The organism is Candidatus Koribacter versatilis Ellin345, from assembly GCF_000014005.1.
Taxonomy (GTDB): Bacteria; Acidobacteriota; Terriglobia; order Terriglobales; family Acidobacteriaceae; genus Korobacter; species Korobacter versatilis_A.
The window spans coordinates 4591969-4618522 of the sequence record NC_008009.1; the positions used below are offsets into that span (position 1 = coordinate 4591969).

The 26554-nt window shown below is 57.9% G+C and carries 21 protein-coding genes and 2 tRNA genes; 9 read left to right on the forward strand and 14 right to left on the reverse strand.

Going from position 1 to position 26554, the window contains the following annotated elements; translation table 11 throughout:
• Position 1: 1 nt before the first annotated feature.
• Entirely contained in the window at positions 2–2005 is a 2004-nt protein-coding gene (locus tag ACID345_RS20115) for a CHASE2 domain-containing protein (protein ID WP_011524683.1), read from the reverse strand.
• A 102-nt stretch (positions 2006–2107) separates the two neighbouring features.
• Here ACID345_RS20115 and trpD point away from each other — a divergent pair, with 102 nt between their 5' ends.
• The 3 genes from trpD (at position 2108) to ACID345_RS20130 (ending at position 7421) form a co-directional block, all read left to right on the forward strand.
• On the forward strand, positions 2108–3151 hold the full coding sequence (gene trpD / locus ACID345_RS20120) for an anthranilate phosphoribosyltransferase (protein WP_011524684.1): 1044 nt from the start codon (positions 2108–2110) through the stop codon (positions 3149–3151).
• Between the two features lie 212 nt (positions 3152–3363).
• Positions 3364–4827 (forward strand): glycoside hydrolase family 32 protein, encoded by a 1464-nt coding sequence (locus tag ACID345_RS20125; RefSeq protein ID WP_041855925.1) that lies wholly within the window; start codon positions 3364–3366, stop codon positions 4825–4827.
• A 170-nt stretch (positions 4828–4997) separates the two neighbouring features.
• Positions 4998–7421 carry an ABC transporter permease gene (locus tag ACID345_RS20130; protein WP_011524686.1) on the forward strand — a complete coding sequence of 808 codons (2424 nt, stop codon included), beginning with the start codon at positions 4998–5000 and terminating at the stop codon, positions 7419–7421.
• A gap of 60 nt (positions 7422–7481) precedes the next feature.
• Here ACID345_RS20130 and ACID345_RS20135 read toward each other — a convergent pair whose 3' ends face one another.
• The 4 genes from ACID345_RS20135 to ACID345_RS20150 form a co-directional block, all read right to left on the reverse strand.
• The gene (locus ACID345_RS20135; protein ID WP_011524687.1) at positions 7482–9377 is read right to left on the reverse strand and encodes a M56 family metallopeptidase; all 1896 of its coding nucleotides are present in this window, start codon (positions 9375–9377) and stop codon (positions 7482–7484) included.
• A complete protein-coding gene (locus ACID345_RS20140) occupies positions 9374–9775 on the reverse strand; it encodes a BlaI/MecI/CopY family transcriptional regulator (RefSeq protein ID WP_011524688.1) in 402 nt (133 codons plus the stop codon). Before ACID345_RS20140 ends, ACID345_RS20135 begins: the two co-directional genes overlap by 4 nt.
• Before the next feature lie 113 nt (positions 9776–9888).
• Positions 9889–11319: an MBL fold metallo-hydrolase RNA specificity domain-containing protein gene (locus tag ACID345_RS20145; protein ID WP_011524689.1), complete on the reverse strand. Its 1431-nt coding sequence runs from the start codon at positions 11317–11319 to the stop codon at positions 9889–9891.
• 183 nt (positions 11320–11502) lie between these two features.
• A complete protein-coding gene (locus tag ACID345_RS20150) occupies positions 11503–12210 on the reverse strand; it encodes an SOS response-associated peptidase (RefSeq protein ID WP_011524690.1) in 708 nt (235 codons plus the stop codon).
• A gap of 122 nt (positions 12211–12332) precedes the next feature.
• On the opposite strand from ACID345_RS20150, the gene ACID345_RS20155 reads away from it, so the two are divergent.
• Positions 12333–13811, forward strand: a complete 1479-nt coding sequence (locus ACID345_RS20155; protein ID WP_011524691.1) for a PLP-dependent aminotransferase family protein — start codon at positions 12333–12335, stop codon at positions 13809–13811.
• A 13-nt stretch (positions 13812–13824) separates the two neighbouring features.
• Here the strand turns inward: ACID345_RS20155 and ACID345_RS20160 are convergent, their stop codons facing one another.
• The 3 genes from ACID345_RS20160 to ACID345_RS20170 form a co-directional block, all read right to left on the reverse strand.
• The gene (locus ACID345_RS20160) at positions 13825–14658 is read right to left on the reverse strand and encodes a LytR/AlgR family response regulator transcription factor (protein ID WP_011524692.1); all 834 of its coding nucleotides are present in this window, start codon (positions 14656–14658) and stop codon (positions 13825–13827) included.
• 169 nt (positions 14659–14827) lie between these two features.
• Positions 14828–15751, reverse strand: a complete 924-nt coding sequence (locus tag ACID345_RS20165) for a DoxX family membrane protein (RefSeq protein WP_011524693.1) — start codon at positions 15749–15751, stop codon at positions 14828–14830.
• A gap of 156 nt (positions 15752–15907) precedes the next feature.
• Positions 15908–19270 (reverse strand): TonB-dependent receptor, encoded by a 3363-nt coding sequence (locus ACID345_RS20170; RefSeq protein ID WP_041855926.1) that lies wholly within the window; start codon positions 19268–19270, stop codon positions 15908–15910.
• 481 nt (positions 19271–19751) lie between these two features.
• Here ACID345_RS20170 and ACID345_RS20175 point away from each other — a divergent pair, with 481 nt between their 5' ends.
• The gene (locus tag ACID345_RS20175; protein ID WP_011524695.1) at positions 19752–20498 is read left to right on the forward strand and encodes a DUF1223 domain-containing protein; all 747 of its coding nucleotides are present in this window, start codon (positions 19752–19754) and stop codon (positions 20496–20498) included.
• A 145-nt stretch (positions 20499–20643) separates the two neighbouring features.
• Here ACID345_RS20175 and ACID345_RS20180 read toward each other — a convergent pair whose 3' ends face one another.
• Entirely contained in the window at positions 20644–21534 is an 891-nt protein-coding gene (locus tag ACID345_RS20180) for an NmrA family NAD(P)-binding protein (RefSeq protein WP_187148875.1), read from the reverse strand.
• 177 nt (positions 21535–21711) lie between these two features.
• On the opposite strand from ACID345_RS20180, the gene ACID345_RS20185 reads away from it, so the two are divergent.
• Both ACID345_RS20185 and ACID345_RS20190 read left to right on the forward strand, forming a co-directional pair.
• A complete protein-coding gene (locus tag ACID345_RS20185) occupies positions 21712–21954 on the forward strand; it encodes a hypothetical protein (protein WP_011524697.1) in 243 nt (80 codons plus the stop codon).
• Positions 21955–22071: 117 nt separating this feature from the next.
• Positions 22072–22272: a carboxymuconolactone decarboxylase family protein gene (locus ACID345_RS20190; protein ID WP_148210197.1), complete on the forward strand. Its 201-nt coding sequence runs from the start codon at positions 22072–22074 to the stop codon at positions 22270–22272.
• Between the two features lie 21 nt (positions 22273–22293).
• On the opposite strand, the gene ACID345_RS20195 is transcribed toward ACID345_RS20190, so the two are convergent.
• The 4 genes from ACID345_RS20195 to ACID345_RS20210 form a co-directional block, all read right to left on the reverse strand.
• A tRNA-Glu gene (locus ACID345_RS20195) sits at positions 22294–22368 on the reverse strand.
• A gap of 43 nt (positions 22369–22411) precedes the next feature.
• Positions 22412–22765 carry a VOC family protein gene (locus ACID345_RS20200; RefSeq protein ID WP_011524699.1) on the reverse strand — a complete coding sequence of 118 codons (354 nt, stop codon included), beginning with the start codon at positions 22763–22765 and terminating at the stop codon, positions 22412–22414.
• 129 nt (positions 22766–22894) lie between these two features.
• The gene (locus tag ACID345_RS20205) at positions 22895–23773 is read right to left on the reverse strand and encodes a hypothetical protein (protein ID WP_011524700.1); all 879 of its coding nucleotides are present in this window, start codon (positions 23771–23773) and stop codon (positions 22895–22897) included.
• A 98-nt stretch (positions 23774–23871) separates the two neighbouring features.
• Positions 23872–24060, reverse strand: a complete 189-nt coding sequence (locus ACID345_RS20210; protein ID WP_041855927.1) for a hypothetical protein — start codon at positions 24058–24060, stop codon at positions 23872–23874.
• A gap of 489 nt (positions 24061–24549) precedes the next feature.
• Between ACID345_RS20210 and ACID345_RS20215 the strand changes: the two genes are divergently transcribed.
• Positions 24550–24624 (forward strand) — tRNA-His (locus ACID345_RS20215).
• Positions 24625–24634: 10 nt separating this feature from the next.
• Here the strand turns inward: ACID345_RS20215 and ACID345_RS20220 are convergent.
• The gene (locus ACID345_RS20220) at positions 24635–25642 is read right to left on the reverse strand and encodes a histone deacetylase family protein (protein ID WP_041855928.1); all 1008 of its coding nucleotides are present in this window, start codon (positions 25640–25642) and stop codon (positions 24635–24637) included.
• A gap of 137 nt (positions 25643–25779) precedes the next feature.
• Between ACID345_RS20220 and ACID345_RS20225 the strand changes: the two genes are divergently transcribed.
• A complete protein-coding gene (locus ACID345_RS20225; RefSeq protein WP_011524702.1) occupies positions 25780–26412 on the forward strand; it encodes an AAA family ATPase in 633 nt (210 codons plus the stop codon).
• Positions 26413–26554 lie beyond the last annotated feature (142 nt).

Consider the following 26554-nt stretch of genomic DNA (forward strand, 5'->3'; position numbering starts at 1 on the left):
TTTAAGCTCGTGACCCGACGGTTTGCGCCGGGACCGGTTCTTGCGATGTTGCTAAACCCTGCAATTCATAAATCTGCGTTTCGATCGTCTTGCCCTTAACTTTTACGCCGCCGAGTTCGCGCGTCTGCACAAGACCGCGCAAGTGTTCGAGAGTGAATTCGCTGATGATGATGGAAGTATGGTGTTCTTTATTGAGGCCTTCTAAACGCGACGCCAAGTTTACCGGATCACCGATCACGGTGAACTCAGTCTTTTGGCCTGCGCCCACGTTACCGAAGGTCACTTCGCCGGTGTTGAGACCAATGCCGATGGCCAGTTGGTCGCGGCCTTGCGCCGCCCAATCGGCGTTCATCTGCTTGAGGCGGTCGAGCATCTCGAGTGAGGCTTGCGCCGCGAGCAGCGCGTGGTTCTTGCCCTCCGTGAACGCTCCCCAGTGCGCGAGAATGCCGTCGCCGATGAACTTGTCGACTACACCCTCGTACTTGAAGATGACCTCGCACATCGCCGTGAGGTATTCATTGAGGAGCGCGAGCAACTTGTCGGGATGGTCGCGGAGGCTCTCGGTGAGCGTGGTAAAGCTGCGAATGTCGGAGAAGAAGATGGTGAGCTCGCGGCGCTCGCCGGCGAGGTTATCGCCGTGTTCCAGCGCGTATTGCGCGAGTTGCGGCGACATGTGGCGCTCCAGTGCGTGGCGCGTGGCGCGGAGTTCGCGGCCCGTCGTGACATAGCGCACACCACCGGCGCTGATATACGCAAGCGCTCCCGCGCTCAAAGGCGAGACCATCGGCAGCCAGAGATGTTCGACCCGGAAGACCGCAGCTGCCAATACCGCATAGACGCCGAGGATCGACAGCATTACCGGCGCGCCGACGACGCTAACGCCGAGACGCGTGAGCACCATCCAGCCGACCAGCGCCATGATGGCGATGAGGATCCAGTGTTGCCAGAGCGGCGCGATCAATATGCCTTCGCCATGCAGCAGGTTGTCGATGGCAGCAGCGCGATCGAACACACCCGGCGCATCGCCTACGGGCGTGGAATGAAGCTCAAAGCTCCCCGATGCGCTGGCGCCCACGAGGACGATCTTGTCCTTGAAGTAAGAAGGCGGAATCGGCTCCTTCAGGTTCGGACAGCTGTCGGGCGCGGCGGAACATACCAGCTTCCAGAAAGGAACCCGTTCGTAAGTGCCGTGCGGACGACCATGAAACCAGACCAGGAGATGACCGTTGGCATCGACGGGAATACGCTCGCCGGTGCTGTCGCCATAGCGGCCGTCGCGGATGAAGCGGCTGGCATCGTGGCCACGAACGTAGTCCACAGCACGAGTGTCGAGGGTACGGAAGGCGAGGTCGCCATAGTTGCAGCCGAGCGGCATGCGGCGCACGGCGCCATCGTCGTCATAAACGGCGTTGAGGCAGCCCATACCGGCGGAAGCTTTGGCGAGAATGTCGAGCGGAACGTTGAGGCTCTGGTCCGCGGGAGGAAAATGTTCGCCGAGGATGTGACTGTCGCTGAGAGACTCGCGGGCGAGGAGCGCGAGCTTGCGGTTCTTCACGTCGGAGACGTCCTCGATCTGCGCGGGATCGAAGGAGAAGCCGAGGAGAACATTGCGGCCGCTGCGAATGGATTCGGCGAAGGCCTGGTCGACTTTGGGGTCTTCGCTGCCACCGAACTTGAAGTCAAAGGCGATGACTTTCGGGTGGCCGTCGGCCATGTAATCAATGGCGCCGGCCCATGCCATACGCGTCCAGGGCCAGCGTCCGAAGCTTTCCTTCAGGATCTCGAAGCTGGGGTTGTCGATGTCGAGAATGACGATGCTTTTATCGGCACGTGAGGGATCGAGGCTCCACGTCATACGCGCGTCGTAGGTGCCGGTTTCGAGCCACCGCATGGGCTTGGTATTTTCGACACCAATGAGTAGCACTGCCGTGAAGACGGCAGCGAGCGCGGCTCCGCGCTGGAAGAGTCGTTGGGCGCGCGATTGTTTACGGGGGGCAGCAGCCATGGACGCAGATCTTGCCCCAAGAGGGTACCCCGATTTCAGCCCGCAGGATAGCTCAAATCGAGCCCCACATTCATAAGTGAAACACGTATAAATGAAACACGAATGATCACGGACGCCCTACATCAGATAGTCGTTCACCGGCGGGACCTTACGCGCGAACAGGCGCGCGAAACCATGGCTGACGTCCTGGGAGGAAAAACCACCGACGCGCAGATCGGGGCGTTGCTCGTCGGGTTGCAGATGAAGGGCGAGACGGTGGATGAGATTGTCGGCTTCGCGGAGGCGATCCGTGCGGCCGCGACGCCGTTGATCGTGCGCGACTCAGCGCTCGACGTGAGCGGCACCGAGCGCGATGCGCTGCTCGATACCTGCGGCACCGGGGGCGATGCCAGCGGGACGTTCAACATCTCGACGGCGACGGCATTAGTTGTGGCGGGTGCGGGCGTGAAGGTGGCGAAACACGGCAACCGTAGTGTGACTTCGAAGTGTGGGTCGGCGGATGTGGTCGAGGCGCTGGGAGTGAACATCAACCTTCCGGCAGAACGCATGGCGGAGTGCCTGGAGAAAGTCGGGATCGCGTTCCTGTTTGCGCCGGCGATGCACACGGCGATGAAGTATGTGCAGCCGGCGCGGCGTGAGTTGAAGATGCGCACGGTGTTCAATCTGCTGGGACCGCTCACGAACCCGGCGAATGCTTCATGCCAGGTTGTAGGTGTGTACACAGGGCAGCTTGTTGAGAAACTGGCGCAGGCCCTCTTACAGCTTGGGTTGAAGCGCGCGCTGGTGGTACATGGGTGGGATGGACTGGATGAGATCACGATATCCGGCCCGACGAAAGTTGCGGAAGTACGCGATGGAAAGGTGACATCGTACGAGATTTCGCCCGAACAGTTTGGACTGCAACGCGCGCCGCTGAGTGCGCTCGAGGGCGGCGATGCGCAGGTCAATGCTGCGATCATTCGCGCGATTCTTGATGGCGAGCGGTCTCCGAAGCGCGATGTTGTGCTGCTGAATGCTGCCGCGGCACTGGTGGCGGCGGGTCAGGCAGAGACGATGGGAGCGGCGATTCCCGTTGCGGCGTATGCGATTGATAGTGGGCAGGCGAAAGGGAGGCTGCGGTTGCTGGTGGAGTTTACGAACCTATAGTTCTTCGCGAGGATAGGGGTCCTTCGACTGCGCGTGCTTCGCACGCTTCGCTCAGGATGACAGGGGGCGTCGGAGCCCGAAGCAAACAGCAGATCCTTCGTTGCTACGTTCCTCAGGATGACAGGATAGAGGAGTGGGCGGGACGGGCAGCGGTGTTGGCTTCCGTATGGCGATCTGGCTTCCGCAATGCAATATTGATAGATTCTTCTCCCATGCGCCACGTTCTCGCTCTGCTTGCGTTGATTGCCGTTGCACTTCCTGCTCTTCCCCAATATGACCAGCCGTATCGTCCGCAGGTGCATTTCTCGCCGCGCGAGCATTGGACGAACGATCCTAACGGGCTGGTGTTCTTTGACGGCGAATATCACCTCTTCTTCCAGTACAACCCGTTCGGCGATGTGTGGGGACACATGAGCTGGGGACACGCCGTGAGCAAAGATTTGCTGCATTGGGAGGAACTGCCCGTCGCGGTTCCGGAGAAGGACGGCGTGATGATCTTCACCGGCAGCGTCGTCGTGGACCACGAGAACTCGAGCGGGTTCTGCAAGCCGAAGACGGAATGCCTGGTTGCGATTTACACCGGATATCAAGAACACTTCCCCGGCGGGACGCGGCAGGCCCAGTACGTGGCGTACAGCGTGGACCGCGGGCGGACGTGGACGAACTACGACAAGAACCCCGTGATTGATTTGAAGATGGCGGATTTCCGCGACCCCAGCGTGTTTTGGGACGAGGAGCGACACCGGTGGGTGATGGCGGTGTCGCTGCCGAAAGAACACGATGTGCAGTTCTACAGTTCAACGAACTTGAAACAGTGGGCGTTGCTGAGCGAGTTCGGACAGCTCGGAGATACGGACGGTGATTGGGAGTGTCCCGATCTTCTGCGAGTACCTTCTGCGCAGGATCCGACGAAGAGCACGTGGGCGTTGAAGGTCGGGCTGAATCCTGGGGCACCGCAGGGCGGATCAGGGGAGCAATACTTCTTCGGTGCTTTCGACGGCAAGACATTTACCGCATCGCACGAGAAGGGCGCGCATGGCTGGACGAACTACGGCAAAGACGATTACTGCGCCATTAACTTCAACAACATCGCGAAAGATGAGAAGCCCGTTCTGCTGGGCTGGATGAGTAATTGGGAATACGCTGCAAAGTTGCCGACATCTCCGTGGCGTGGACAAATGAGTTTGCCGCGTAGGCTCTCGTTCGTGAAGGACGTGGAAGGATTGGGGCTGAAGCAGGAGCCGGTGGTGGAAACACTGCGCGATGGGGCGGCGACGACTCTCACGTCGGCTCCACGAGAAGCGCCGTTCGAGTTGCAGGTGACGTTCGATCCGAAGGCGGAGCAAATCTTTGGAATGCGGATTTACTCTGACAAAGAACACTACGTTGAGATTGGCTTCGACCGAAAGAACCAGCAGCTCTTTATGGACCGCACGAAGTCGAGCGTGACGGTGGCGCAGGAGTTTCCGGGCACGACAGTTGCACCGCTCACAGAAGGACGTGGGTTCGATCTGCACGTGATTGTGGATCGATCGTCGGTTGAGGCGTTTGCGCAAGATGGCACCATCGCGATGAACAACCTGGTGTTTCCCACAAAGCCGCAAGTGCGCGTCGAGACATTTGGCAGCAAGCCGACATCGGCACAAGTCTGGAAGCTGAAGTCCATTTGGAAGTAAGACTCGGCGTTCATTCTCGGACATTTACCTCCGTGGACGGACAACAAGGTGCCAGCGCTCCCGAAGCGCTGGACGTAAGTGCCTGAATTCATGAGGCGTACTGGCAGCGGCGGCTGGTACTCGTCGTGCTTCGAATCCACTCACACAAGCTTTCTCTTGTGAGGATGGCTATGCGTTCATTGCTGCAGGATGTGCGGTATGGGTTCCGCGGGCTTCGGAAGAGTCCCGGATATGCGTTGCTGGCGATTGCTGCGCTGGCGCTGGGAATTGGCGCCAACACTGCGTTGTTCAGCGCAATTTACGGCATTCTGCTGAAGCCGCTGCCATATGCGAACGGCAAGCGCCTCGTCCTGTTGCAACAGTCGGCGCGCAGTGCGACCTCGCCGAAGTTAGCGGTGTCGGTGCAGGAGCTTGAGGACTATCGGAAGCAGGCGCATTCGTTCGATGGCTTGGTCGAGTATCACTCGATGCAGTTCATTCTGCTTGGCCGCGAACCGGACCGCGTGGAGACCGGGGTCGTCTCGGCGAACTTCTTCGATGTGCTCGGCGTGAAGCCGCTTCTTGGACGGACATTCCGCGCCGGAGAAGACCTGGTGGGCGCGGAGCCAGTGCTGGTGCTGAGCTACAAGTACTGGCAGGAGCACCATGGCGGCGATCCGAACATCGTGGGCAAATCGTTTCGGATGAACGACAAGTTGCACACTGTGATTGGTGTGCTTCCGCCGATCCCGCAGTATCCGAGAGAGAATGACGTGTACATGCCGGTGTCGGCGTGTCCGACTCGGATGAGCGCGCACATGCTGGAGAACCGCGCGATGCGCATGCTGAACGTGTTCGGCATCCTCAAACCAGGCGTGACCCTGGAGCAGGCAAATGCGGAAACCAGCACAATCGCGGCCCGCTTTACACAGCAGTACCCGAATGCCTACCGGCTTGACCACTTTGCGGTGCACATTGATTCGCTGCAGACGATGTTGACTACCAGGGCACGGCCGCTGCTGATAATGCTGCTGATTACGTCCGCCCTGGTGCTGGTGATTTCTTGCGCAAACGTGGCGAACCTTGCGCTGGCGCGCATGACGCAACGCGAATACGAGATGGCGATTCGCAGCTCGCTCGGCGCACCGCGTACGCGGCTGATCCGGCAAGTGCTCACGGAATGTACGCTGCTAGCGATTGCGGGTGGTCTGGTGGGACTTTTGTTTGCGCAGGTAGGAACTCACCTGCTTTCTATCTTCCTGGCGAGATTCACGACGCGCGCAGCCGAAGTGCAGATCAGTGGAGCGGTCCTGGCGTTCACGATGGTGGTTAGCATAGCGACGGGCCTGCTGTTCGGCCTGGCGCCGGCGCTGAACAGCACGCGGCGTCTTGCGGGCCAGATGCAGACCGGTGCGCGCAGTTCCAGCGCCGGGCACATGGGATGGTCTCTCCGTAGCGCGCTGATCGTAGCGCAGGTGTGCATCAGCTATGTACTGCTGGTGATTGCAGGGCTCACTCTGCGCAGCTTCGACAAGCTGCAGAAGGTCGACGCTGGGTTCAATGCGGAGAACGTGGTTGCGTTCACGCTGCCCGTCAACTTCACGAAATATGCAGAACCAGTCAAGTTCGCCGAGTTGGAACAACGGGTGAAGCAGCGGATTGAGCAACTGCCGGGTGTAACGTCGGCGGCGTCCATTTCGGGACTGCCATTGGGGAGCACATCCCCCACGCCGCAGCCGATGATGATTGAGAAACAGGTGAAGGACCCGAACGCGCCTAACGTGGAAGTGGATGCGTCCGCAGTGTCGCCGAATGCGTTCTTTACGCTCGGTGTGCCGTTTATGGCGGGCCGAGATTTCAACGCCCTGGATACGACCAAGTCGGAGAACGTGACGATCTTCAGCGCCTCAACGGCGAAGCGGTACTTCGGCAACGAAGATCCGGTTGGGCGGCGCGTTTCCTACGACAACGGGGAGAACTGGTGGCGCATTGTTGGCGTGGTGGGCGACGTTCGCTATTTCGGACTGGATCGGCCACCAATTGACGAAGTGTACGTTCCCGCGGCACAGATCGGGGGAGCCGGCAGGTTCGTTGTCCGCACAACGATGGACGAGGATGCGGCCCGGAGCCTGTTTACGAAAGCCGTGCGCGAGCTCGATAACGAACAGCCAGTGACCGACTTCAAGACTTTGCGAGAAGTACGCGACGATTCGCTGACGAACACACGAGTGACCTCAATGCTGTTGACCTTGTTTGCAGGGTTGGCTCTGGTGCTCGCAGCAACTGGACTCTTCGGCGTGATTTCGTTCCTGGTGAGCCAGCGAACGCGTGAGATCGGCATACGGCTCGCGATGGGTGCGCAGACGTCGTCGGTGCTGGTGATGATGTTGCGGCAGGGCGTGAACCTGGTGGCGATCGGGCTTGGACTCGGCGTAATCGCGGCGCTGGCGGCGAGCAACGTGGTGAAGAGCTTGTTGTTTGGTGTCTCGACGCGCGATTGGATTACGTTTGTGGGAGTGGGCGCAGTGTTGTTTGGAAGTACGTTGCTGGCGAGCTATCTGCCGGCGCGACGTGCCGCGAAAGTGCAGCCGATGGAAGCGCTGCGATGCGAGTAGCTTCGGGCCCAGACGCAAAAATGCCCCGCGAAATGAACTCGCGGGGCTTCTCGGAAATCCTTACTGGACCGGCTGCGCTTTGCCGTTCCTGAGCGTCTCCTGAATTACGGCTTTGACCTTTTTGTCGGCGGCCTCCGCGATTTTTCCCTGCTGCTCGCCGAGCTTGCCTTGTTTCTCACCGAGCTTGCCTTGCTGTTCTCCAAGCTTGCCCTGCTCTTCGCCTAGCTTGCCCTGCTTCTCTCCGATCTTGCCCTGGACTTCGCCGAGACGGCCCTGCAAGTCACCGAGCTTCTCCTGAAGGTCGGCGAGTTGTTCGGAGGTCATGTCCTTACCTTTTTGCGCCTGCAGCTTGGCGGCGGCTTCGTTGATCGCGGCGATTTCGCGCGTCATGTCTGGAGTAGGAACGCTCGCTTCTTCCTGCTTCCTGCCGAGTGCCTCTTGCTGCTCTCCGAGGGCTTCCTGCTGTTTGCCGAGTTCTTCCTGCTGGCGGCCGAGTTCTTCCATCGGCGCGTACAGGGCCTGCAAGTTCGCGATGATCGTGGGATCCGTAACGACGTACGATTTGCCTGCGTGGTGGAACCAAAGGAACTTGCCATTGTTAGCCACGCGGCGAGCTTTTTCAATTTCTTCGCGGGAGTGGCTCGACGCCCAGTGACCGGAGAAGGTCATGTTGGTCTTCGTGCCGTCGACAATGGCGTAGGATTCGCCGTCGGAGTAGGAATTGCCGTCGTCCGAGACGCCGTAGGAATAAGTTGTGGAGTTGGCGTCTCGCGTTTCTGTCAGCGTGTTTGTATTGTTGTTCGAGTTTGAGTTTGAGTTTGAGTTCGAGTTCACGTTGGTGTTGTTGGTGGCTTCAGGAGCCTGCGGCGGTTCGGGAGCTGAGGCGGGCGGAGCGGGCGTTTCCAGTTGTACGGCCACCATTGGCGGTGGTGCAGGCGCTTTCTGTGCGGCGCGTGCGGAGGGGACGTGCATAAGAAGGCTGGTGGTAAACACCGCGAAGGTAACTAACAGGAACGCGATGCGGGCGCGCTTCTGTCCGCGCGAGAACGCGGCACGATAAAGGTCTTCGTTGAGAAGCTGTTCGATACGACGAGTGACATTTCCAGAAGAGGCCATAGCAACTCCAGTCATAGAACGACGCGGCATCGCCGCGAAATGAAGAACGATTTCTGCGTAGTCGGAACGCGTGCCGGATTCCGCGATGCCAGCCTGGTCGCTAATCGCTTCGGCAAGAACAGCGAGGTGGCGACGGAGCCACCAGCCCAGCGGGCTGAACCAGAAGATCGCGGCGTAAATGCCAGCCAGCAATTGCAGATGGAAGTCGAAGTGACGTACGTGAGCGCGCTCGTGTGCGAGTACGGCTCGCAGCCTTTCAGGCGACCATTGGTCGAATTCCGACGGAAGCAGAATGCCGGAGCCGATGGTCACGGGAGAAAGAACCTCGGCGCTGACGCGGACGGAAGGACTCGCGTTCGAATCTGCCGCAATTGGAGTGGATCGACGCCAAATGCGCCAAGCCGAGACAAGACCGACCAGCAGGCGGGTCAAAAGAACGCCCGTGATCGCGGCGTAAAGCGCGAAGAACAACGCCGGAGTGGGACGCCAAGCTGGTACCTCATTGCGAGACTGCAGCGGTTTGGCCGATGGCGGCAGGCTGGCGGTACGCGATCCCAAACCGACAGCGGAGCGAACGTATGTGACCGGCGCCCGGGCGGGGGCAGTCGCAGGTGCGATGGTTGGCGTTTGCGGTGCAGAGAAGTTTGGCCGCCATTGCAATGGCGCGGGCACCCACGGGGACTGCATAAGCAGCGGCATGGCGAAGGCCGCAAACAGGACGATGGTCCAGGCGGTGCGCTGGGCAGCGACGTTCTTCACGCGCAGCATCCACAACAGCGCGTAAGTGATGAGGGCGAGCGCGAGGGCGCGAGCGGCAGCTTCAAGGAGTACCGAAATCATGACTTGCTCTCCTTCTTCGCAGCAGCGATCCGGCGGGCGAGGCGTTCGAGTTCGGCGCGGCCTACGACTTTGGAGTCAACCATGCCAACGAGCAACTCTTCCACAGAGCCGCCGCAGAACCAATCTACGATCTGCTGCACGGCGCGGCCGGCAACGCGTTGGCGCGATTCGGAGGGACGGTAGATGAAGGTGCGTTGCTCGGTTTCGTGTTCGAGATAGCCCTTCTCTTCCAGGCGCCGTAGAACGGTCCGGATGGTTGAGTCTTTCAACGGACGATTAATCTCTTCGCGGACGTGTTCGGCCGAAGCCGTACCACGCTTCCAGACGATTTCAAGGACATCGCGTTCGAGGTCGCCGAGTTCGGCGGGATCGTGTGCTAAGGGAGTGTTACGCTCCATAGTGTTACAGACAGTAACACTTGAAAAGTGTGAGCGCAAGTGGACTGAATGGAGTTCGTCCCAGGTTCGCTAAACAAGACTTGGGATGAGTCGCTGAAGTCCCACCCGCTCTACTATACCGGGGCTTTTTGCATCCACTGCGCTACGTTCACGTTCCAGTGCAGCGCTTTGATCATCGCGTCTCGGAGTTTCTGCGCGGCGTCGGGCTCGCCGTGGACGAGCCAGGTTTGCGATGGCGCCTTCTTGAACGTATGTAGCCATTCAAGAAGCTCGCTCGTGTCGGCATGGTCGCTGAACTGTTCGAGGGTGGCGACCTGGGCGCGGACGGGAACGATCTGGCCGAAAATCTTCACTTCTTTCTCGCCGTCTTTGATCTGGCGACCACGTGTCCCGGGTGCCTGGAATCCGATGAAGAGCACAAGGTTCTTGGGATCCGGGAGGCGCTGCGCGAGGTGATGCTGGATGCGGCCTCCGGTGGCCATGCCACTCGACGAGATGATGATCTGAGGATAGTTCGAGTTGTTGATCTTCTTCGATTCCTGCTGCGTGGTGTCGAAGTAAAAGCCTGGCCAGGTGAGCGGGCTGCCGTATTGATCGATGAGGCGCTTGGTTTCGTCGGTGAATTCTTCTTCGTGCTTAAGGAAGATCTCGACGGCCTTGATCGCCATGGGGCTGTCGCAGTGAACGGGAACTTTGGGAATCTCGTTGTTCTCCATCATCTGCTTCACCATGAAGACCAGCTTCTGCGTGCGCTCGACGGCGAAGGCGGGAACGACAACGGAGCCGCCGCGGCCGACGGTGTCGCGAATGAGTTTAGCCATCTCGGGGCGCGGGTCGTTTTTGGGATGCTCGCGATTGCCGTAGGTGGATTCCATCACAACGATGTCGGCGGATTCGCCTTCATAGGGACCGGAGCGCACGACTTTGCCGGGCGCAACCTCCGTGTCGCGAACGCGCCCGATGTCGCCGGAAAAGAGTACGAGCTTCGAGGAGCCGTTCTGCTTCACGGTGAGCTCCACCATCGAGGAGCCGAGGATGTGCGCGGCTCGGACGTAGCGGAAGCTCAGCTCGGGTGAGACATCGGTCTGCTTCTCGAAGTCCACGGCCTTGAAGAGCTTTAGGCTGTCGAGCGCTTCCTGCATGGTGTAGAGCGGCAGAGCCGGGTCGTGCTTCGAGCTCTTGATCTTGTTATGGAACGCCGCATCTTCTTCCTGGAGGTGTCCGCTGTCAGGCAGGATGACACCGCAGAGATCCACGGTGGCCGATGTGGCGTAGATGGGGCCGGTGAAACCTTCTTTCACCAGGCGCGGGATCCAGCCAGTGTGGTCGAGATGCGCGTGGGTGAGGACGACGGCATCGATCTCACGCGCGGGGATTGGAGTGTCGCGCCAGTTGCGCTCGCGCCATTCTTTTTGGCCCTGGAAAAGACCGCAGTCAATCAACAGTTGGAAACCGCGGGTGCCGGATTCATCGGCAGCGGTGTTGACGAGGTGTTTGGAACCGGTGACGACGCCCGCGGCGCCGAGGAATTGGATGTAGGTCATTAATCCTCTTGGATGCGACAGAACGTTGTAATTGGTTGTGGGAGGATGTGCAAGGGCGCGATTGTTTGCGATTCCGGAGGAACAGCAGATCCTTCTCCGGACTTACGTCCAGCTCTGGATGACAAGAGAGAGGAGTGGCAATTCCAACGGTGATGTGGCTTACGCGAAGCGGTACGGCAATCTTCAGCCGAAGAGCGTGGCTTGCGCTTCCGGGGGTTCCGGTTGTACGGGCGCCACACATTCGGGATCGTCATTCTTCACGGCGTTTACGCGGTCGCTTACTTCGTAGCGCGACATGGCTTCGGGGTCATAAGGTTTGAGGAGGGCAACGAGGTCTTCAGTTTTCTGGAAGCCGGGGTCGAGCCAGAGATCGTAGTCGTCTGGATGCAGGATGACCGGCATGCGGTCGTGCACATCTTCCGTGAGTTTGTTGGGAGTCGTGGTGATGATCGAGCAGGTCTCGATCCACTGGCCCTCGGGATTTTTCCAGCGCTCCCATAAGCCTGCGAAGGCGAAGGGCGATTCGTCGGACATGGTGAAACAAAAGGGGCGCTTCTTGTTGCCGGATTTCTGCCACTCGTAAAAGCCGTCGGCGGGAATCAGACAGCGGCGTTTCTTGAGGGCTTCTTTGAATGCCGCCCTTTCGGTAATGCCTTCGGAGCGCGCGTTGATCATCTTGAAGCCGATGTTGGGGTCTTTCGACCAGAAGGGGATGAGCCCCCACTTCATGTTGGAGCCGTAGCGCCTCGGTTGTTCGGCGTCTTGCCGAATGACGGGCACCTCCTGGCCGGGCGCGACGTTATAGCGCGGCTGCCAGTTGTCGGGTGGCTCAATGCCGAAATGCTCGGCGAGGATCTCTTTTTTGCGCGTCAGGCGATAACGGCCACACATTAGGGTCTGCTCAATTGGATGAGGTGAGCCGTATTGTAGCCGCATCTTTATGGTTCGAGGTGGCTCATGAAAACATCCAATCCGAGTGTAATGGCTAAGACCACCTTGCGAGGCGAATCCCAGTGAGCAGTCGTCCTTCATCGGCAGTGCCAATGATCGGAGTCGATCGTCATGCCGCACTGCCGCTGCATCGGCAGTTGTATGAGAGCTATCGCTCGGCCGTCCTCGGCGGCCGATTGCGGCCGGGGCAGATGGTGCCCTCCACCCGCGCGTTGGCAATGGAGTTGGAAATCTCCCGAATGCCGGTGTTGACGGCATACGCACAACTGCTCGCGGAGGGATATTTCGAAACGCGCTCCGGGATCGGAACCGTCATCAGCGAGGCACTGCCCCAGCAACGTTCGGTGGCGGGCAAAGCGCAGATTCCGCCTCCAATCGAGCCCGGTCCGCGGAATGTCTCGTCGCGATGTTTGACGCCCTACCGGCCCTTCCTGCCTCCCTGGATCGCGGGGAGAGGCGCGTTCAACGTGGGAGGCGTGGCGCTGGAACACTTCCCGCATCGTACCTGGACGCGACTGGTCGCGCGCAGCGCGCGCAACGGCGCGGGCATTGGTCCGGCGCGCGACGTGATGGGGTCGATCGAGTTACGCGAAGCGGTTGCCGATTATCTGCGGACGTCTCGGGCTGTGAATTGCACGGCCGATCAGATCATGATCACGAACGGCTCACAGAACGGCGTGGAACTCACAGTGCGCGCGCTGCTCGATCCCGGTAGCGCGGTCTGGATGGAAGAGCCTGGTTACCAACTCGCACGCGACGTGCTGAGCATGGCGGGATGCCGCATCGTGCCGGTGCCAGTGGACCAGCAAGGCATCGATGTGGTGCGCGGAATCAAGATGTGTCGCAATGCTCGCGCTGTGATCGTTACCCCGTCACACCAATTCCCTCTTGGGATGACGATGAGCGTTTCGCGCCGGTTGGAGTTGCTGGCTTGGGCGTCGAAGCAAGGTTCATGGATCATCGAGGACGATTACGACGGCGAATTTCGGTATGAGAGCAAGCAGATCGCGTCGTTGCAAGGCCTCGATCGCGACGGCCGCGTGATTTATATCGGTACGTTCAGCAAAGTGTTGTCATCTGCACTGCGCATTGGCTATGTGGTGATTCCGCGCGACCTGGTGCCGCACTTCATGCGAGTTCGGTGGTCTACCGATCTTGGCTCAGAAGAGCTGATCCAGACGGTCGTCAACGACTTCCTGCGTGAAGGCCATTTTGCGCGACACCTGCGGAACATGCGCCTAACCTATCGCGAACGGCGGAGCGTGTTGGTGGAGTCTCTCGAGAAGACGCTCGGAGGCGAGGCTGAAATCGTGGGAGCAGAGGCGGGGTTACACCTGGTCGTGCTTCCAAAAGGCCTGAAGGACGACGTGGAGATTTGCAAGGCAGCGGCACGGGAGCCACTGTGGCTGTGGCCGCTTTCACACTGCTATCACGGTCCAGCCGCAAAGCACGGGTTTGTCCTCGGCTTCGGCGGGACACCGCCAGAGAGAATTCCGAGGGCGGTGAAGCAGATCCGCGAGGTGTTGCGCGGACGGAGATAAGTCCGTCCGCAGCTTAGCTGATACGCGCCTCGGGCTGTGGATCGGTCTTGATCGTTCGCCCGGAGATTTGGGCCGCTTCGTCAATGCGACAGCATCCGTCCTCGCTTGGCAGACCACGAGTGGACGCTACCCACTCGTCGATCACGTCTTTGCGGCTGACCGGAAGTTCCTTTGCATCGTCGAGCACGACCACGTATTCGTCCACGCCCCAGGAACGAACTTCGCGGAGGTATTCCGCGTTCACGACGATGGAGCGATGCACGCGCAGGAATTGGCGATGGTTCTCTAGCCGAGCGCAGGTTTCGAGAAGCGTGCCGCGTACGCGATGCGTACCCGATACGCAGTGGAGTTCCAGGTAATTGCCCGCCGCCGAGATCCAGACGATTTCCGAGTCCTGCACGAAGATGAAACCGTGCCGGGATTTAAAGCGCAGCGGGGGCTTTGCAGGTCCGCCGCTGATCACGTGCAGCTTTTTTCGTAAGAACGGGGCGGCGCTGAGCGCGCGGGTGAGGCAGTTGAGTACGCGCTGGCGGCGAAGGGGAAGCATGAGAAAGTCGGTGATGCCGAGTTCGTAGGCATCCGCGGCGCGAGACGCGTCACTCGCGATGAGGACGACTTTCGCTGGGCAACTCTTGAGAATTTCCGTCGCGATGTGCAGTCCATCGAGGCTGCGAACGCGATCGTGCACCAACACGAGCCTGGGAGCACGCCGCATCACTTCCTGGACTGCCGAACCGCTTGAAATCGTCGCAACCGGGGAATTCACTTGGTCGCGAAGCATGAGATCGAGCACTTGACGCAAGCTAACGTCATCCGTAATAAGCAGAATGTCTGATCCAAATAACACAACCCATCCTCCGACCAGGGAACTGAACCAAGATTGCGCAGGACAGTCCGCATCTTGTGTGGTGAGTCAAGAATGAAGCCAGTGGTGGTTATATTCAATATCCACACCGAGAAGATCTGAGATAACCACTCGAATCCAGATAACCCGGCCCGATCTATCGGGCTGCGATTTAGACGTTCGAGATCGCAGTAGTGGAAGCAGGTATTTCGTTGCGCCTGGCAAATGTTTCAGGCTCCGGCATTGCGCGCGCTACGAGCAACATCGCGCCGGCGTAGAGGAGCGTGTCAAAAATGTAGTTCGCTCCAAGGAGTCTCCGGTCGGTGGGCAGCATGAACGTGTCCGGCACATAGAGGAAGAGCGTGAAGAATGCCATATATGCGCCCGCGCACATCGCCCCCAGGCGTGCGTAGCGACCAGTGAATATCAACAGGCCGCAGAGAAGAAGTAGAGCCCCCGCCGCGTAGCCGAGGAAATGCGGAGCCGGGACCCAGGTTGGGGTTATGCGTCCATCCGGCACACCGGGCGAGCACTGAGGATGGAGCAACTGCTGGATTCCGTAGATCACGATGGCCGAGGCGATCCAGAAGCGAGCGAACAACAGCAATCCGTTGCGACGGGTTCGAATTGCCTCAGCACTGCTCGTGCAAACAAACAGCGTGAAAGCGCCGATCCCGAAGCTGCTGTCACGCAGGGTAAGCAGCCAAAATAAACGGTTCGTACGCTGATGCACCGCAGCGGGAATGTGCATGAGGCAGACGAACAGGAGGAACATGAGCGCCGTAAGGCCTGCGGCCAAGGGCACCTTCTGCTTGAACGTGAAGCTAAGACTGGCTGCGATCAACGCTACGCCAACGAAATAAGCGATGAAAAGCTTGCCCGGCATAAACGGTGGAACGATCGTCGCGATTACACGCGCGATGACGAGATGTTCCACTCCGAAGGCCGCAAAAGAGCTGGCGAAAAATACAGTCCCGAGCGCGAGGAACCGGTCTTGCAATCCCAGTTGCGACGAGCCGCGTTGCCACAACGCTATCCCGATAAGAAAGATGACTGTGCCGGCGATGGTTGGCAGCGTAAATGAGAAATTGTCCACGGGTACCCCACAGTTACCACACTGTGTTCACTTTGACCCCGTCGCGGTCATAACGCAATAACCGCTCCGAGCGACTTTGCAATAACCACTTCGTAGAAAACAAAAATGGGGAACTCGAGTTATGCAGGAGTTCCCCGTTTAGTAGCGGAGTCTGATTTAGAAAATCAACTTCAAGCCGAACTGAACATTACGACGTTCGTCCGTCGGATTGCCGAAGCCGCCCTTAACAGCTTGTACGAAGAACGGGCTTCCCAGCGCACCGCTGCTGACGTCGGCGTTCGACGTGAGCAGGAAGTAGTTGTGGTTGTTGAAGACGTTGTACATCTCGCCGCGGAACTGCAAGTTGAACCGTTCGGTGAGTTTGAACGTCTTCCCGATAACCGCGTTGAACTGGTGATTGCCGGGGCCGGTATACATGTTGCGCGGACCGACGGCCCAGTTGCATCCGATCGCTCCCTGGCAAGGCGCTTCCGGAACCTGGCTCGAACCGCCGACACCCGGCATTCCGAAGCCAGGAGCTGCGACGAGCGAGCCGGCATTCAGGTAATTGAAGACGCCTCCACCAGCGTAGGTTGATGAATTGGCGAAGCCGTCGCGTTCACCACCCGTCGGCAAGTAGCGCGGACACTGGCTGATTCCGTTGGTGCAGTCATAGACCGAAAACGGGTAGCCGGTATGGTAGGTGATCAGGGGAGAAAAGCTCCACCCACCGAGCGCCTGGCGAACGAACGCATTGCTCGCGTTCTTCATCCAGGGCAGGTCCCAGACTGCGCTAACCGCGATGCGGTGACGGACGTCGAACTCGGAATTGCCGGTGTCGAGTTGCGGAGCATAGTAGTTTTCGTAACCGAGTTGGAACGCGCCGTTGTTGCCTTCGCTAAAGGTTGAGCTCAAGTTGTCAATCGAGTGTGACCACGTCCAGTTGAAGTTGAGCTGCAGACCTTTGTTGAAGAGATTGTTGGTGGTGAAGCGTGTGTTCAGGCCGTTGTAGCGCGAGAATCCGCGGCTGCCACGGCTGTTGATGTTCGAATACTGCTGGTTCAGGCGGCATCCGGGATAACACGCAACTCCAGAGTGATAGGTAGCAGGATCGAAGTAATCACCGTAGCCAGCATACCCCGGGAAAAACACGTTCGTGTTGCCGATGTCATACAGGTGAACGCCGTTCGAGCCGCTGTATTCAAAGGCAACCAGGCTATTTTTTAGTACCTCGCGTTCCAGCGATAGGCTGCGGAACTCGGTGTACGCGTTGTCAATGTTGGGCTGCACGGCACGCAGAGTGGTTGGAGGAAGAACTACGCTGCCGCTGCTGCCGGAGAGAGGCCCGAAGTTGTCGAGCGTCACGGGCGTGTTCACTGCATTCAGAACTGCGTAATTCGGTGGGTTCTGAATGACATTGAAGGTCACGTTGCCAAAGTTCCGCTCGTAGCTCATGCCCCAACCACCGCGTATCGCCGTTTTGCCATCACCGAAGACGTCCCAGGCGAAGCCGAGGCGCGGACCCCAGTTGTGTTTGGAAGGCTCCCAGAGAGAGCCGACCGGGCTCTGATTGGCAATCTGCACGGTCCCGTTCTCAACCTGGATCGGCAGCGTCGCACCGGACCCTTCGTAGAAGTTGGAATCGAGCGAGGGATCGGCATTGTGCTGCACACCGTAGTACTCCCAGCGCACGCCGTAGTTGAGCGTCAAGCGGCTGGTTACTTTCCAGGAATCCTGGAGGTAGAACGCGCCGTCGTTGAAGCGATTGTTACGCGAGAAGCTCGGTGCGCCTGCCGGAAGAGAGATGTTGTCTCCGGGGAACGCTCCGCGAGGGTCAACCGCGACTTGCATGTTCGCGATGTTGCCGGCGACTAGGTTGTAAATGCCGGCGGTGTTGCCGCGATAAGTATTTCCACCCGCGGTCACGGGTGCGCCCGTGCTGAGATACTGCACAGCGTTTTCATAAGCGCCGAAGGTGCGGTTATCGCGAATGTGAATGTACTGTCCGCCAAAACGCAGCTGGTGACGACCTTTCGTCCATGAGACATCCTGGAAGAATTGATAGAGGTTCTGCGGGCCGCCGAATGGAATTGAGTTACCTGGCGTGAATTCGCTATATCCGGGGAAAATCAGCGAGTATCCGCCGGAGGTGGGCACGCCTTGCGAGGAGACGTACATCGTTGGCCCCACGGGCTGGGTTCCGAGCGGTTGCAGCAAGTTCAGTCGGTTGAAATCAAACTTCGACTGGCTCACGATGTTGGGAGTGAACACGTGCGTCATGTTGATAAGCACGTTGTTGTTGAAGATGTTCTGGCCGGTATCGAATCCCTCGGAGTACGGGCTGCTGTTGACGGTCCCGTTGAAATCCTCTTCGTGGTATCCAGCGTAGCGGCCGAAGAAGGTGGTTTTGTCGGTCATGTTGTAGTCGAAGCGGTTGACGGTCATCCAGGTGTTTTCCGGAAGGCCGCCACCTGCCTCTGCGGGCGCCGTGTACGACAACTGTTGGGTGAACGGCGAGCCATTGGGCAACGGTCCGCCATTGCTCGCGAGCAGAGGGGAGCACAGAGCATCGGCTGCGCATGAGGTAGAGCCGAGCAAAGTCGCGTTCGAGCGCACGTCAGCATACGACAGCGCAGCTACCGAGTTCGGAGCCAGGTTCGGGAACATCGCAGGATCAATGATCGAGACGATCTGGTTCGAACTGCTGCGGACCCGGATCCATTCGGTGTTGGAGAAGAAGAACAGTTTGTTCTTGATGATTGGCCCACCCACCGAATATCCGAACTGATTGCGCGTGAACGTGGACTTGGGGATATCGTTGGTGTCGTTCTCCCAGGTGTTCGCCGCCAGCGCAGATATGCGGTTGAACTCATACGCGGTGCCATGGAAGGCATTGGCGCCAGATTTGGTAGCGACGTTCAGGACGCCGCCGCCCGCGCGGCCATATTCTGCGGTGAAGTTGCTGGTGACAACGCGAAATTCCTGCACGGAATCGAGCGGAACCTGCTGCCCGACGGAAGCGGTGAACATATCGACATTTTCACCACCGTCTAACAGTACATCGGTTGATGCTGAGCGCTGACCGTTGATCGAGAAGCCTGCACCGCGCATGGTACCGGTGGTGTCTTCTGTCACGTTGCCGGCGGTGGCAACGAGGTCGTATGGATTGCGGGTGAGAGTTGGGAGTTCGGTGATCTGCGCGCCGCTCACGACCGATGAAAGCGTCTGGGTTTCGGTGTTCACCGCGGCGCCGCCTGATTCCGCGGTCACTTCGACGGTAGTACCGCCGCCCATCACACTCATCTGCGCCGAAAGTTCATTTCTTGATCCGACGGTCACCGCGATCCTGCGGGTGTATTTGGTGAAGCCTTGCTTGTCGATCACGACTTCGTACATCGACGGTTTGAGGTTGGAAACCGTGTAGGAACCATCGTTATTGGTGGTAGCGGTTCGCTGCGCGCCCGTATTCACGTCCGTCACTGTCACCGTCGCTCCGCCGACAACTGCGCCGGAAACATCCACGACGGTGCCTGTGATCAAACCTGTCTCCGCCTGACCAAACAACATGGCGGAACACAGAAATAGCAGCGCGCACAGAAGTGTGTACCTTGCTCTTGATCCGATCATGCATCATCCTTTCGCGGCGTGAGAGTAGGCCCCACACCCCTCGGGCGACGATGCAAATCGAGCGCCACATCGAAATCCCCAGTGATTTCGGGCATTTCGTCAATTGCGAAGCTCTGCTGTGTTATGACTTTTCAGAAGAGCACAAAGGGACTTCATCCCGAAGGTTCGAACATGCAGCCCATGCCGAGGAACGTGCGGCGCACAACCATCCGACTTCATCCCTTTCATAGAATCAATCTACGATTTACTGGATTCCATAGAACTGTGGGGCACGTTGTTGCCGGGACGAAACGTGCTACGAATATTTCCATCCCTCAGTCTCACTGGCTCGTCAAACAACAAGGCATTCGCTCACAGAAGCGCGCTAGGGTTACGCTATCGCGGGGAATTCGTTATGAGAAGTTACAGATACGTTCTTCTTCTATTCATTTGTTCGGTTGCGTCGATGAGAGCATTTGCGGGCGATGCGCCCGCGCCCGTCGTCGTTGAGCTGTTCACTTCAGAGGGATGCTCAAGTTGTCCGCCAGCGGATCAGTTGCTAGCGGACCTTGTCGCTGCGAATGCGCCTGGACGACCTGAGGTGATTGCGCTTGGTGAACACGTGGATTACTGGAACCACGATGGGTGGACCGACCGCTTCTCTTCGCGACAATTCACTGACCGTCAAAACAACTATGCGCAGAAATTCAAGCTGGATTCTCCCTTCACGCCACAGATGGTGATTGATGGAAATCAGCAGGTGAGTGCAAACGATAAGTCTGCAGTCGTGCACGCGATCCTCGCTGCCGCACAGCAGGCGCCCTCGGCGAAGGTGAACCTGCGCCTCAGCTCCGCCGCGCGTCTCAACGTCGAAGTTCAGTCCGACCATCACTCCGACGACATCTTCCTGGTAATCACCGAAGACGGACTCAAGACAGAAGTGCGCAACGGCGAGAACAAGGGACGGACTCTTACTCACGTCGCCGTCGTTCACCGCCTCGAGAAGATTGGCTCTTTGTCGAAGGAAGGTTTCTCGAAGGAGATCAATCTTGCGCTGGACAAGTCCTGGAACCCTAAGAGCACCAGAGCCGTTGTCTTTGTACAAGAGAAGAACTCCGGAGCGATCATCGGCTCCGCGTCGGTACCGCTCGCGAGCAACTGATTTGTCGTTGAGTACTGGACGGCGGATGGCAGCAGCAATGAGGGCGCTGCGAAAGCGGAGCGGCAAATGTGCAAGACAGAGAGTTGTAGCGTCGATCACCAGCCCCACACATCGAACTCCTTCGATGTGTGAGACTGGCAACTAACTACGCCGCTGACTGCACGGCTCTCTTAAATCCCGGCGCGAACACATCCCGAGCAAATTGCTGGAACGTAACTTTGCCGGTGCGTTTTTGTTCGCCTTTAAGTTGTTGTATTTTGGGATACGCCTCTTCCATTTCAACCAGCAGCGCCGCCATTTCCGGCGACATCCCGACCTGCGTCATTGCGGCCTTCAACTGATCGCCCGGGATGGTGACCACCCGAATTTGTTTCCCTATGGCCTGTCCTGCGATGCTCCCCCACTCGTCGAGCGAAATCTCCTGCGGGCCCACGATATCGATCACGTGATGGCCGTTGATCGGCCTGAGCAGAAACTCAGCGGCAACCTCGGCTATGTCTTGGGTGGCAATGAATGGCGCTTTCACCGATCCCGGAATCGAAGTGAAGATGCTGTCTTGTCCAATGATCGACGGCAGCGAGAAAAACACGTTCTCCATGAACTCGTTCGGCCGCAGAGAGACGATGTTCTTGCCGGCAGCGCGGAACTTCTCTTCCGTGTCATGATGTCCAACAATCGGCCCGGTGCCGCTCGGCAGGAATGCTCCTGCACTCGACAGCTGAACCACATGTAGATCCGGATGCTTGCGGATAACGCTCGCCGCGGCCTCAGCCATGCGGCGAGCCGTGCCCAATGGATCATGCGAGGTCATATCCGGGGGCGTCAACCAGAACAGCGCATCGGCTCCATGCACCGCCTGCTCAAGCACTGCCGGATTGCTGTGCTCTCCAGCGATCACCTTTGCGCCACGACTTGCTAGGTCCTTTACTTTCTCCGGATGTCGCGCTATCAGCGTGACATCAGATTTGCGGTCAAGAAGTATGTTGGCCAGTTTGTTGCCGATGTGGCCGGTAGGAGTGGTAACTACAATCTTCATGGGGTTTTTCTCCTTGCTGTCGAGATGTGCGGGCTTTGTCTCGCGCTTCATAAAAAGGCAGCCACTTACACCGTCTACTCGGAACGAAGAACAACAAACTTTCCCTGTCACAAAACTCCGTTTGGCATCGTCACTATAGTGACGAGTTCTATGGACGGCTTAAGAGAGGGGGGCTCGATGACGAGAGTCGAAGGCATTGATCCGCGGCAGGCTTCGTTCCTGATGCGGCAGGTGTTCAAGAAGGTCCGCAAGATGCTAGGCCGCGATCTCACGCCGCAAAAGATCGCTGCCCGAGTTCCGCGCGTGTTCTGGGTGAATGTGCTGGGGGAATGGCTGCTTGGACAGAAGGCGACGGTTCCACAGCGGCAGCGCATGCTGCTTACGCTTCGGACGGCGGTACGGGTCGGCTGTCCGTTCTGAGTCGACGCCAATTCTGCCGGTGGCAGAATGTATGGGCTGAGCGATGAGGAAATAGAAGCAGCGATCCGCGAGGGCCGAATCGAAGGGTTTCCGCCCAGTGAGGTCGCTTTGCTCCGAATGGCAGACGCAATGGCTGACACACCCTCTAATGTGAGCGATGAGCTTTATACAGAATTAAGGCGGCACTTTTCGGAAGAGCAACTGATCGAACTCGCCGCGAGTGCGGCGCTCGAAAATTTCCGCGCTCGTTATAACCGTGTGTTCGACGTTGGGAGCGACGGCTTATATCGCAAGGGAGTGCGATTCAAAGAGGGATAAACGAGCAGCTGGGAGGAAAATTGGTAGCGCTACCGGGAATCGAACCCGGGTTTTAAGATTGAGAATCTCACGTCCTAACCCCTAGACGATAGCGCCACTCTTGGTTGGCTTTTCAAATTATAACAAAGCTGGAGGCGATCTATTTGTCCGACCACACGCCGAGCACGTTCCCTGACGGGTCATTGAAATGGAAGCGGCGTCCACCGGGAAACGTAAACGTCTGACGGCAAATCGAGCCGCCATTGACGATGATTTTCGCGCGCGTCTCTTCGAGATCCGAAGCGTAGAGCACTACAACGGGACCGCCCGGACGGGTCTGGGTGGACTTGAAAAAACCTCCGCGCATGCGGCCGTCGTTGAAGCTAATGTAGTCGGCGTTCTGATGCTTGAAGTGCCATCCAAAAACTTCGGTATAAAAGCGCTCGGCAATTGCGAGATCGGCGGCGGGAAATTCGGTGTAATCGATGCGATTGTTCTGCTCGGCTTGGCTCATGAGGAGGTATGCCTCTGATACGGACCTGTCGGTCTCTGCTGCGAGTATACTCAGCCGCCTAAAGATTTCTGTGACGCGTGAACAATAGAAAAGCCGCCGTGCGCGACGGCGGCCCTCACATCAAAAAGCTTAGTCCCCGAACCAGTGCTTGTCTTCTTTCGGCTTGGCCTGGGTCGCAACGTTGTTCTTGGTCAGCAGGCGCTCGACAGTGCGATCGATGCTGGTAAGGAACATGCCTTCGGGAGCGGGCATTTGAATGCTCGCAAGTGCGTATTCCCAGCGCCGCGACTCGGGCTGGGCGTCAGAGAATCTGCGCTCCGGCTGCGGAACATAGAAGTACACAAGCCATATTCCATATCCGATCATTGCCGCGCTGTTGGCAATGGCTCCCACGATACTGGTGACGGAAGCAGGCGCCCACGTTGAAACGCTAACCGCGAGCAGGCTGACACTAGCGTAAAGTCCAAATCCGACTGCGATTCCGAAAACGCGATGGCGGAAAGAGATTCCGAGAAATTTCCAGCTCAGAAGGAGGAACAAGACGACGCCGCACTGAAGAATTTGCAGGCCACGATCAAACATGAGCAAGGTGTGATTGACCTTGTCGATATAGCGCGGGGCGCCAGCACTCAACGCGCTGACCAGAGCAACGACGACCAACACTCCGAGCGTCCAGCGGAACATGACATTGCCCAGCTGCTTAAGCGCTTCGTAAGGCTTGAAGATCTCGCGGAAGATCGAGAGGAGCACGGCAAGGGCGCAAGCGTCAGTCGCGATAACCACTGACCACCACACCAAACAGTAAAGACAGAAACCAGAGTTCGGAGGCGGGTAATAAGCGTAAGTGACTACCAGAATCGGCAGTGACGCTGCGCACACGAGGTTATAACGAACCAAGGCGCGATATTCCGACAACAACCCAGCCTGCCAAATTCGTGCCACCACGATAAGTGGTAGCACCACTCCGAGCGCCCACAAAAGGAGTTCGTATCCGTGCATCTGTGCCATGACGAAGCCAAGAATATTCGGCTACTCACGCTTAGGCAAGGATATTGTCGTTACTTGCGTAACGGTTACTGTAAGTTTTACACGGAAAGCGGGTTCTGCTATTTCCCGCTATTGCCACCATTCCCGCCACCCGTGCAGGTTGGGCAAATCGGCATTCCCGGAGCGCCGTGGAGAGTGGTACCGATGGTCGTCTTGCCATTCTTAGTCGTCGAGGTAGAGGTGCTTGCACCGGCCAGAACGCCAGCAACCATCAAGGTACCGAGCAGGAAGGTCAGGGACTTTTTCATTGTGTTTCTCCTAAAGGGTGGGGATCAACGCCCGCACCTAAATTCAGTGTTTCTAAAGTGTTACAGAGCTAAGGTCTGCCCTGTGACTAAAGAGTATAACCAAAGTCACTTGTACTGCGTCAAGCCAAATTGAGCCATGCACTGCACCTATGGACAGGGCCTTAAACCGATTTAAGGCTTGTACTTATGTGTAAACTATTTCGAAAGCCTCAAATTTCCGGGCTTGCGCGAGCTTTTCTTCCGCACCGAATGAGACATGAGATGAACGATTTCAAAACGGGAAATGAAACAGAAAATAAGCAATCGACAACTGGCTCGCCTCAGCCTCAAGCCATCCAGGTCTGCCCGAATTGCTCGGCACGCATGCAGGAAAATCACTGCAAGCTGGTGTGCCCGCAGTGCGGATATTTCCTAAGTTGTTCCGATTTCTACTGATCCACAGGCGTGTGTGACAGCTCGCGATTTGACTTGGTATACTGAGCGTTCGCGGTGGGTATAGTTCAGTGGTAGAACTCCGGACTGTGGCTCCGGCTGTCGTGGGTTCGAATCCCACTACCCACCCCAAACCCCTTCCTTAGCTCTTCCCTGCTCCTGAGAAAACTTCCTTCGCTGCCCCGACCGTGTTGCGGTGTATCCGCACGGTGTCCTGGATCTTGCGCGCATAGCCGCCGGCAAATGTCACCATGACGGGAATTCCCTTTGCGCGTGCCGCTTGGAATACGAGCTCATCACGATGTTTCAAACCGTCAATAGTGAGGTTCAGGCCGCCGAGTTGATCTTCCTTGTAAGGGTCCGCGCCGGCGATATAGCAAAGCAAATCTGGTTGGAACTGCCGGAACCCCGAACTTATCGCGTTGTCGAGCCACGCGATGTATTCGGAATCTGTTGTACCGTCGGGGAGATTGACGTCTATGGACGACGGCGGCTTTTGCAGTGGGTAGTTGTTCTCCTGATGCAATGAGATCGTGAAGACATCGTCGGCACCGCGCTCCAACATCGTTCCGCTGAGCCTGTTGCCGATCGTCGAAGTAGAACGCGAAGGCAGGGCCTCGGAATTCTCATCTCTGTGTTTTGCGAAAATTACGGCAGTTCCATTTCCCTGATGAACATCGCAGTCGAGCGTCATCACACGCTGGATTCTGCCTTGTTTTTGCAGTTTCCTGATCGCCACCGCCACGTCGTGAATCATGCAGAACCCTTCGCCGTGGTCGGGATACGCGTGGTGAAATCCGCCGCCGAGGTTGAACGCCACTCCATCGGAAAGTGCGCGCTCCGCCGCCAGGATGGTGCCTCCGGTGTGCCACAAGAACGCTTGCACGGCTTCGTGGGAGTAGGGGATCTCGAGGGCCAGTTCCTCACGCGCTGTTAATGTTCCTTCGATCAGCTTATCTACGTAGAAATGGGAGTGCACCAGCAGAACATCGGCTTCTGTAGCAGGCGTCGGCGTAAGGAAATCCTGCGTCGAGGCGACCCCTTCTTCCAGCAGCTCCTGTTTTACGAGTTCGTATTTCTGCGTGGGGAACACATGCTCGCCCAGAGGTAAGCGGTAGTGGTCGCTATAAACGAGCTTGAAGGGCAACATAGAAACACTGCATTTTCGTTGATTAGCGCGAGGTTCGCAATACGACCGGACGGGCAAAGCAGCCACTGAAACCTTTATGGCATTGCGCGCAGGCTGCTCTGCGCCTATGCTCTTGCATCACAGTCAGGAGGTACGCGATGTTCAACGTGATCACCATCGAGCGGGAATACGGCGCCGGCGGAAGCGTGATTGCGGATCAACTTGCCCGGCACTTCGGTTGGGAACTTCTCGACCAGGAACTCACTTCCCGCATCGCCGTCGAAGCCAACGTCTCGCACTCCGTCGTCAAAAGCTGCGATGAATGCGTGGACCGTGGATTACGCCGCCTGGCCAAAGTCTTTTGGCGCGGCAGCTACGAACGCATGTTGCCCATGCAGGACGAACGCGTGTTCAACGCTGATTGCATGGTGGATTTAGCAACCAAAATCATCGGAGAGGCTGGCGAGGAGGGCCGCTGCGTGATCGTCGGTCGCGGCGCCCCGTACATTCTTCGTAATCGCAAGGACACCTTCCACGTATTCCTCTATGCCCCGCGCGACTTCAAGATCCAAAGACTTTCGCACCGTATGGGTGAAAAGGAAGCGACCGAACTCGTCGACACGATTGATCGGGAACGGGCTGAGTTCATCAAACGCTACTTCAATAAGGATTGGCCTTGCCGGTCGCTCTACCACATGATGATCAACACCAGTTTCGGCCTCGATTTGGCGGTTGAGTCTATTCTTTCGGCGATGAAAACGCATGAAATGGCCACGGTTGCGGTTCGTTAGCCCACTTTTTCCGACCGAAATGCATGGCATTGCAGGACTAAGACACCCTAGTCACACCCGCAGGTACATTCCCCTTTCGATTTTTCGGGTGCTCCGGCCAACACGCAATCCCGGCAAACCTCATCTAAAATAGGCAGCCAAC

Coding starts and splice junctions, on each gene's coding strand:
- ACID345_RS20115 (WP_011524683.1), bottom strand. CDS start 2,005: ATGGCTGCTGCCCCCCGTAAACAATCGCGCGCCCAACGACTCTTCCAG.
- trpD (WP_011524684.1), top strand. CDS start 2,108: ATGATCACGGACGCCCTACATCAGATAGTCGTTCACCGGCGGGACCTT.
- ACID345_RS20125 (WP_041855925.1), top strand. CDS start 3,364: ATGCGCCACGTTCTCGCTCTGCTTGCGTTGATTGCCGTTGCACTTCCT.
- ACID345_RS20130 (WP_011524686.1), top strand. CDS start 4,998: ATGCGTTCATTGCTGCAGGATGTGCGGTATGGGTTCCGCGGGCTTCGG.
- ACID345_RS20135 (WP_011524687.1), bottom strand. CDS start 9,377: ATGATTTCGGTACTCCTTGAAGCTGCCGCTCGCGCCCTCGCGCTCGCC.
- ACID345_RS20140 (WP_011524688.1), bottom strand. CDS start 9,775: ATGGAGCGTAACACTCCCTTAGCACACGATCCCGCCGAACTCGGCGAC.
- ACID345_RS20145 (WP_011524689.1), bottom strand. CDS start 11,319: ATGACCTACATCCAATTCCTCGGCGCCGCGGGCGTCGTCACCGGTTCC.
- ACID345_RS20150 (WP_011524690.1), bottom strand. CDS start 12,210: ATGTGTGGCCGTTATCGCCTGACGCGCAAAAAAGAGATCCTCGCCGAG.
- ACID345_RS20175 (WP_011524695.1), top strand. CDS start 19,752: ATGAGAAGTTACAGATACGTTCTTCTTCTATTCATTTGTTCGGTTGCG.
- ACID345_RS20180 (WP_187148875.1), bottom strand. CDS start 21,534: ATGAAGATTGTAGTTACCACTCCTACCGGCCACATCGGCAACAAACTG.
- ACID345_RS20185 (WP_011524697.1), top strand. CDS start 21,712: ATGACGAGAGTCGAAGGCATTGATCCGCGGCAGGCTTCGTTCCTGATG.
- ACID345_RS20190 (WP_148210197.1), top strand. CDS start 22,072: ATGGCAGACGCAATGGCTGACACACCCTCTAATGTGAGCGATGAGCTT.
- ACID345_RS20200 (WP_011524699.1), bottom strand. CDS start 22,765: ATGAGCCAAGCCGAGCAGAACAATCGCATCGATTACACCGAATTTCCC.
- ACID345_RS20205 (WP_011524700.1), bottom strand. CDS start 23,773: ATGGCACAGATGCACGGATACGAACTCCTTTTGTGGGCGCTCGGAGTG.
- ACID345_RS20210 (WP_041855927.1), bottom strand. CDS start 24,060: ATGAAAAAGTCCCTGACCTTCCTGCTCGGTACCTTGATGGTTGCTGGC.
- ACID345_RS20220 (WP_041855928.1), bottom strand. CDS start 25,642: ATGTTGCCCTTCAAGCTCGTTTATAGCGACCACTACCGCTTACCTCTG.
- ACID345_RS20225 (WP_011524702.1), top strand. CDS start 25,780: ATGTTCAACGTGATCACCATCGAGCGGGAATACGGCGCCGGCGGAAGC.